General features: G+C 67.7%; 7 protein-coding genes and 2 pseudogenes. 5 read left to right on the plus strand and 4 right to left on the minus strand.

Going from position 1 to position 7,332, the window contains the following annotated elements:
• Nucleotides 1-11: 11 nt before the first annotated feature.
• On the minus strand, nucleotides 12-218 hold the full coding sequence (locus ABZ444_RS27895) for a hypothetical protein (RefSeq protein WP_358002821.1): 207 nt from the start codon (nucleotides 216-218) through the stop codon (nucleotides 12-14).
• A 221-nt stretch (nucleotides 219-439) separates the two neighbouring features.
• Between ABZ444_RS27895 and ABZ444_RS27900 the strand changes: the two genes are divergently transcribed.
• Nucleotides 440-1,048, plus strand: a complete 609-nt coding sequence (locus tag ABZ444_RS27900; RefSeq protein WP_358002824.1) for a DUF6461 domain-containing protein — start codon at nucleotides 440-442, stop codon at nucleotides 1,046-1,048.
• Here the strand turns inward: ABZ444_RS27900 and ABZ444_RS27905 are convergent, their stop codons facing one another.
• Together ABZ444_RS27905 and ABZ444_RS27910 are read right to left on the minus strand one after the other, a co-directional pair.
• A complete protein-coding gene (locus ABZ444_RS27905; RefSeq protein WP_358002827.1) occupies nucleotides 1,049-2,233 on the minus strand; it encodes a WD40 repeat domain-containing protein in 1,185 nt (394 codons plus the stop codon).
• Between the two features lie 284 nt (nucleotides 2,234-2,517).
• A pseudogene (locus ABZ444_RS27910) lies at nucleotides 2,518-3,426 on the minus strand (serine hydrolase domain-containing protein); the annotation flags it as partial.
• A gap of 398 nt (nucleotides 3,427-3,824) precedes the next feature.
• On the opposite strand from ABZ444_RS27910, the gene ABZ444_RS27915 reads away from it, so the two are divergent.
• Entirely contained in the window at nucleotides 3,825-5,102 is a 1,278-nt protein-coding gene (locus ABZ444_RS27915) for a serine hydrolase domain-containing protein (protein ID WP_358002830.1), read from the plus strand.
• A 273-nt stretch (nucleotides 5,103-5,375) separates the two neighbouring features.
• Here ABZ444_RS27915 and ABZ444_RS27920 read toward each other — a convergent pair whose 3' ends face one another.
• Nucleotides 5,376-5,669 carry a hypothetical protein gene (locus ABZ444_RS27920; protein ID WP_358002833.1) on the minus strand — a complete coding sequence of 98 codons (294 nt, stop codon included), beginning with the start codon at nucleotides 5,667-5,669 and terminating at the stop codon, nucleotides 5,376-5,378.
• Nucleotides 5,670-6,141: 472 nt separating this feature from the next.
• On the opposite strand from ABZ444_RS27920, the gene ABZ444_RS27925 reads away from it, so the two are divergent.
• The 3 genes and pseudogenes from ABZ444_RS27925 to ABZ444_RS27935 form a co-directional block, all read left to right on the plus strand.
• The gene (locus tag ABZ444_RS27925) at nucleotides 6,142-6,597 is read left to right on the plus strand and encodes a hypothetical protein (RefSeq protein WP_358002836.1); all 456 of its coding nucleotides are present in this window, start codon (nucleotides 6,142-6,144) and stop codon (nucleotides 6,595-6,597) included.
• A gap of 301 nt (nucleotides 6,598-6,898) precedes the next feature.
• Nucleotides 6,899-7,090 carry a hypothetical protein gene (locus tag ABZ444_RS27930; protein WP_357972669.1) on the plus strand — a complete coding sequence of 64 codons (192 nt, stop codon included), beginning with the start codon at nucleotides 6,899-6,901 and terminating at the stop codon, nucleotides 7,088-7,090.
• 57 nt (nucleotides 7,091-7,147) lie between these two features.
• Nucleotides 7,148-7,332: pseudogene (locus ABZ444_RS27935) on the plus strand (IS982 family transposase); the annotation flags it as partial.

The following is a 7,332-nucleotide window of genomic DNA, read 5'->3' on the forward strand; positions in this document are numbered from 1 at the left end:
GCGAACTATGCCTAACCGAGACGCTCCCGCCCCTTGTCCGTCAACGACGCCAGGTGCACTCCCACGCCGAAGCTGGTGAATCCCGACCTGGCCGCCTTCGTGAACTCCGCGACCACCACGTCCGACGGAAAGTCCTTGACCAGGACGTCGTAGGCCGCGAATCCGTGGTCCCGGACGGCGGCGAGAACCATGTCCGTGGTCAGTTGGGGGTGTTCCACGATCTCCTCCAGCAGGTCGCCCTGCCTTCACAGTCGCACCGATGCCGCCACCTGTCACCCGCAACGGCCCTTTCTGTACCTGCTCCCAGCTCCCCGCAGCAGGGCGGCGCGTCGGGTGCTCCTCGACGTCGAGGGTCTGCTGACGGTGGGGCGATTCTTCTGCGGCTTGGGGGCGAGGCCGGACCGTACGGAGCGACTCAGATGATCACGGGAGTGTTGAAGTGACAGACGCCTGCAAGGAGTTCGACTGGCTGGCCACGTACGGCCCGTTCTATGACGTCTCGTGTGTGTCCTTCGCCCGATCCCTCACCCCTCGCGAAGCGCTGACCCGCCTCGGCGCAGGGCCCGACGACATCGAGCAAGTGACCTTCGACGGTCTCCAGGAACGAACGATGGAGTGCATCGACGTCGACAACCTGCGCAGTGACTACGTGGGCGCACTCGAGACGGCGGGCTGGACGGTGCTCGTCCGGCTCTGGACGGGAGCAGGCGGCTTCGACCGCCTGCTCCCGAGTCTCTCCGAGGGGACCGAAGTCGTGTCGATCTACCGTAACCGCCACGCCGACGACTACTTCACCTATGCGATCGACGGCGAACTGATCACCCACTTCAACCAACTCTCTCCTCACGCACGCATGGGCAGTGAGCCCGACCGATTGTTTCTCGAGATGTGGGAGGTAGGGCTGGATCCCAACCACGACTGGGAGGGTCCGGGCCTCCACGCCCCCTTCCAGCGATCATTCGCGCTGGCGAAGAAGGTCACCGGCGTCGCCTTCTCCCGGAGCATGCTGGACATGCGATTCCTCGCCGCCGTGATCAGAGACGAATGATCACCCCCAGCCGCCCGGCTCGTCCGGCGACGTGGACAGCGACCGCCTCCATGGATTCGACCCGCGTAATCGGGCGTGCAGGTTGTCGATGCGCCGGTACAGCACCTGGTGGTCGGGCGGTTGAGTGCTCCTCCACAACCGCACCTTCCTGTCGGCGCCTGCGGTAGCCAGCAGATGGCCGTGCGGGTGGAAGGCGATGGCCCGGACGGGACCGGTGTGGCCGTCGAGAGGCCGCCCCGCCTGTTCTCCGGAATCGAGATGCCACAACCGGACCAACCCGTCATCACCGGCGCTGGCCACCAGGTCCGCTCCCGGGTGGAAGGCCACCGACCGGACTGGGCCGATGTGGCCGACGAAGGGGTCCGCCGTGGCGCGTCCCGATACGGGGTCCCACAACCGCACCGTTTCGTCGTCGCCGCCGCTGGCCAGGATGTGCCCGTCGGGATGGAAGGCCACCGTGACGACCGCGCCGCTGTGACCCGCCAACGGCTCACTGACCGGCTGCCCGGACGTCGTGTTCCACAACCGCACCATGCCGTCGTCCCCGCCGTTGGCCAGCAGGTGTCCGTCGAGGTTGAAGGCTAGGGCCCAGCCGGCGCCGTCGAGGTCGGTCAGCGGACCCCTCAACGGCCTTCCCGTACTGGTGTCCCACAACCTCACGGTCCCGTCTATGCCGCCGCTGGCCAGAATGTGTCCGTTCGGATGGAAGGCCACCGACCAGACGGTGCCGGCATGGCCGTGCAACGGTTCCCCCACCGGTTGCAGCCCGTCGATCGTCCACAGGCGTACCGTCTTGTCGCTGCCGCCACTGGCCACCAGATCCCCGTCGGGGTGGAAGGCCACCGCCACGACGGCACCCGCATGGCCCAGCAGAGGCTCCCGCCACGGCTGCCCCGTCACCGCGTCCCACAGCCGCACGGTCCCGTCGCCGCCGCCGCTGGCCAGGATGCGTCCGTCCGGATGGAAGGCCACCGACCAGACGGCGCCGGAGTGGCCTTCCGCCTTCGCCTCATCCACCGGCCGGTACAGTTCCTCTTGCTCCGGCAGTGGATCAAGCTTTTGAGCGTCCTGGACCATGAGCCGGGTCTCGGAATCCGGCGGGCGGCCGCGCTGCGAGCGCATGTTGTGGGCGGCGATCCACAGAGCCTTGAACTCCATGACGTCGCCCTTCAACGCCTCCACCACGAGCTCCAGGTTGCCCCATCGAGGCAGGCTGACGCAGCGGATCACCCCGTGCGCGGTGGAGTGGCTCATCGCTCCCGTCTGCTTGGCCAGAGCCCGGCTGCTGGGCTCGCCCGCGTGGAGATGCAGGTCCCGCAGGCGTTCACGGAGAACGGCAAGGGGATCCTCCGGCATGGGGGCTCGCGGAGACATGGTGATGTCAGGATTCCAGAATCCCGGAGCACGCAAAACCCACCTGTGACGGATCTGTTCACATCGCCATCCGGGCCGGGCGCTGTCAGTTTCTGTCAGCCGACGTACGGGTTCATCGGATCGCGTAAGACCTTGGCGCAGATCGTCAACGGCCCTTCGGCGCGCCACATCCTGATATCGCGCCCTCGGCATCGGTCGAGGTGCTGCCGAACTCCCGAAGGGAAGCTCCATGATGATGCTGCCCCACCTCGCCGCACTGGCCGTGGCAGGCGCCGCGTTGGTGACACTGCCCGCCATGATCTACATGTTCTCGGCCGACTCAGGGCGCCGGTCCCGAGCGCTCCGCCTGCTGCGCCTGCTGCTGCGCCGTTGACGCCGGTGGTGCGGGGTGGAGGAGGCAGCCGACCCGAACTGAGCCTCAGGCTCCCGTGCCGTGACGGCTCCCCCGATGGGCCTGGCTGTTCACCGCACAGGACGGTGCCGAAGGCCTCGAAGATGTGGGCGTCGTTCTTCGGGGTGCCGGTCACGTAGAGGGTGACCGCGCGGCCGGAGCGGTCTCGGCCGCTGAGGACGCGGGTGCCGGGCAGGCCGCCGTCGTGCATCCAGGCGGGGCCGCAGGCGAACGGGTAGGAGTAGACGCCCAGGCCGTAGTCGGCCTTCGGCGGGTCGTTGGCGGGGACGGTCCGGGCGAGCATGGCCTTGATCGTGGAGGTGGCGAGGGACTGCCAGAAGCGGTTCAGGTCGTCGGGGGTGGAGATCAGGCCGCCCGAGGCGCCGAAGAGGCGGCCGGGCTCCAGGGTCGTGTCGACCACCTTGCCCTGGCTCTTCGGATCGAACGGGTTCACGCCGTAGGTGTGGGCGTGCCTGCCGCGGATGTCCAGCTCGTGCTGACGCGGCCAGTACGTGTGCCGCAGGTTCTTCAGGACGCCCTGTCGGGTGACCGTCCTGAAGTCCTTGCCGGTGACCTTCTGGATGAGCATGCCGGCCACCAGGTAGTTAGTGTTGGAGTAGACACCAACGCACCTGCCAACCCGTCCTGCTGGGTCAGCCGGTCAACCTGCTGTTGCGGAGTGGGTGCCGACGGCTTGGCCGCGGCCAGAGCCGGCGACGCGGCACCCAGCAGGACGACGGCGGCCGCAGCTGCGGCAAGATACCTACGCATGTTTCCGGCGACTCCCTTGGACGAGGTGATGTGCCCATCCTGTGGCTGCCGACCGCCGGAATCGATCATGCCGCCCGGTCTCCGGCTGGTGGGGACTGCCCTACCGAGCCCCGAACTTCCTGACCACGGCACGAAGCGCGGACTGCCGTGCCCCCGCAAGCTCGGGCGGTCTGCGCCACCAGCGACGAAGTTTCAGATAGTTTGCCCCGTGATGTTTTGTTCGATCAAGGAGGACGACAGATGCCTGACAGGCTGACCCGACGCGATTTCGGCCGGACGATGGGCCTGGCCGGGCTCGGATTGGCCGGCGCCGGGCTCGTCGCCGGTCAGCCGGGCCGGGCACACGCCGCCGCCGCGACGTGGAAGACCACCGGCACCCTGCCAGCCGGGCTGGGCAGTTTCGACAGCACGATGAAGGCTTTCATGCAGGCCCGGAACCTGTCCTGCGGATCGCTCGCCGTGGCCCGCAAGGGCAAGCTCGTACTGGCCCGCGGCTACACGTGGACGACCAGCACCACCCTGAAGACCCAGCCGACCTCGCTGTTCCGGATCGCCAGCCTGAGCAAGCCCATCACCGGCGCGGCCATACTCAAGCTGGTGCAGGACGGCAAGCTGAAGCTCACCGACCGGCTGCCCGACCTGCTCCCCCTGACGCCGCCGTCCGGCAAGACGGTGGATCCGCGGCTGAAGGACGTGACCGTCCTCAGGTTGCTGCAGCACCTGGGCGGCTGGGACTCGTCCATCACCGCCGATCCGATGTTCAGCGACCTGGCGATCTCCAGGGCGCTCGGCTCGGCGCTGCCCGTCCGCCAGGCCGACATCATGCGGTACGCCAGCGGCCTCCCCCTGGACCACGACCCCGGCAGCACCTACGCCTACGCCAACTACGACTACCTGCTGCTCGGCCGGATCATCGAGAAGGTCAGCGGCATGCCGTACGGCGCGTACGTGCAGCAGAAGATCCTCGGGCCGCGCGGGATCACCCGGACGAGGCTCGGACGCACGCTCAAGGCCAACGCCGTGACCGGCGAGGTGCCGTACGCCTCGAAGTACACGGGAAAGACGGTGTTCGACGCCTCCGGCACCTCCGTACCGGCTCCGTACGGTTCGTTCAACCTGGAGAACATGGACGCGCACGGCGGCTGGCTGGGAACGGCGGTCGACCTGGTGCGCTTCGCCGGGATCTTCGACGCCGCCGGCTCAGTGCTCACCTCGACGTCGATCTCCCGGGCCTTCGCCCAACCCGAGACCGGCGTCAACGGCGACGGCTGGTGGTACGGCTGCGGCTGGTCGGTCCGCAACGTCACCGGCGGCCGCAACACCTGGCACACCGGCAGCCTCCCCGGCACCTACACCATCCTGGTGCGGCGGTATGACGGGCTGACCTGGGCCGCCCTCTTCAACCAGCGCGACGACGCCTCCGGCCTGAACTACGCCGACATCGACCCGGCCCTCCACAAGGCCGCCAACGCGGTGACAACCTGGCCCACCGTAGACCTGTACGGCACCTACCTCTGACAAGAACCCACCGTTGACCGGCCCCGGCACCTGAAGCCGTCGCGAGCGGAACTTTCGCATGCCTGGACGGCGATCGGGTTGTCGGGGCCGGTAGAGATGAATGGGCGGCGATCAGCGCCGCCAAGCCGCACCCGCTACCGGCCATGCCGCGCCCTTCTCCGTGCCACACCGTCCCGGCGGGCATGCTGAGCGGCGCGTTGCAGGGGGCCGCGCCGCGGGTCGCTCGGCTGCGCCTAACGCAACGTGCGGATCGCCGCCCACTACGTCCGTTGATCAGGGAATGTACACCTCGTAGTAGAAGCCCGGCAGGTAAGGGCCGCCGCCGCGGAACCAGTGGCAGTAGACGAGCCCGGTGTATTGGCCGTTCTGCGCCGCGTCCTCGTAGGCGACGTCGCAGGCGGCCAGGGTCGAGTACGGGCCCTGCAGGTACCAGTCCGGTGTCGGCCAGCCCGCGGTGGCCACGGATGCACTGGTCTGGGTTGCGGCGGACGCGGGTGCGGCACCAGCCAGGACGCCGGCGCTCAGCGCCAGGGCGAGTGCAACGGAAGGTAATCGGCGGATCTTCATCGCGGGAAACTCCTCACACTCGGGAAGGAGAACACACTCAGGTGAGCACCGGCCAAGAGCAATCGTCAAGACCTGGGACCAACACCGCATCTCTTTGCCTCCCGAGTGGGCCGGGCGCGAAGCCCATCCACGGGTTTCCGGGCTTGCGAGAATCGGATCGCCGCGCCAAAATCCAACTCTGAATCATCCGTCCACGTCATTACTCAGCGATGGCTTCACGTCCCTCCCCATGGGATCCTCATCCGGGCGCGGCTGGTGTGGCTTGAATGGTCCGGCTGGATTCATGATTTGCGACGGGCTCAAGCCGGGCGTCCACTTCCCGACCGGAGGCCGGCACGTGAGGCTCCGTGCGATGGCGTCTCCGAGCAGAAGGCGGACCAGCAGGGCGATCTCCACCGTTGCCGAGAGGCCTGTGATGAACAGAGTCACGTACCGTCGCCGACGCCACCTATGCTCTCCTTCGATCCTCGCCGTGATCGTCATGTTCGCGCTCTCCGGCTGCAACCTGGCGCCGCACGGTGATTCCGCGCCTCGCCCCTTGGCCATCGGGCGCACCGACGACGGCCGGTTCAGGTTCGTCGTGCCGCTCTGCGGGGGAGAGAACGTCCTCTCGTTCGAGGTGCAGGATCATCAGACCGAACAGCTCGTGTGGCAGGTTTCGCAGCCGACCCGATCGGCAGAACGCGAAGGATCGATCACCTTGGGTGACGCGCAAGGGTTCACGACGGAAGAGTCGCCGTTGTTGTCGCCCCTGCCGGCCAATATCAGCGTTGACGTGCAGGTGACGAGCGGCGCCCCGATCGGGCAGGGTTTCCTGTTCGGTGCGGCGCCAACGGAAATGAGCGGCACGGATCTGGTGGCAGCCCCCAGTGGGGCGAAGATCTCGGAAAAAGAATTCCGGCAGCAGACAATCGCCGAGTATTGCTGACGACGGCAGAAGCAAGCAGGAGCAGGCGAGTGGCCATGAGGAGGCGCCGCCGCTGAATCGGACCCACCCGACGCGACCGACCTCCGGCGGACCGTCAGCGCCCCCGTTGAACGCCGGACGCACCCTGGAACCCGCGACGCTCGCCGGCAGGGGGCGCCCGCGCCTACGGCGGGCCCACAGGCCGGTTCCTCCTCACCACCACCGCGCCCGTCACCCCCGCGTCGAACAATCTACGGGCATGGATTCCGCAAGACGCGCTGTCACCACGGAAGTCCTGACCAGGCCGACCTACGCTGCCCGCATGGCTTTTGTTATCCCAGAGATCAAGGTCGGCCTGGCCGAGCTCGGTGGCGGGCCTGACGCCTGGTGCTCGAAGTGCGGCAAGCGGGCGACCCTGTACTGCGTCGATCCGGCGACCGGCAAGCCCACGTACGTCTGCACGGCCGACGCCGGTTCCGAGGTGGAGGCAATGCTGCTGCGCTCCCCCGACTAGATGAATGAGTCCAAGGCATAGCTGCGGAGATAGGGCGAGGATGCCCATTCTCGGGTTGTGACGACCGAACTGGACACCCTCGCAACCGCACTCTATGTGAGGGTCGACGATCTGCTGAAGAGTGCGCCGGAACTGGCCCCGTGGCGGCCCCGGGTGGGCATCGTGCCGAGGTTGAGTGACGCCGAGCTGGTGACACTGGCGGTGCTGTCGGCCTTGCTGGGCTACCACTGCGAGCGCCGCTG

Origin of the sequence: Nonomuraea sp. NPDC005730 (assembly GCF_040630865.1) — a bacterium.
Lineage (GTDB): Bacteria > Actinomycetota > Actinomycetes > Streptosporangiales > Streptosporangiaceae > Nonomuraea.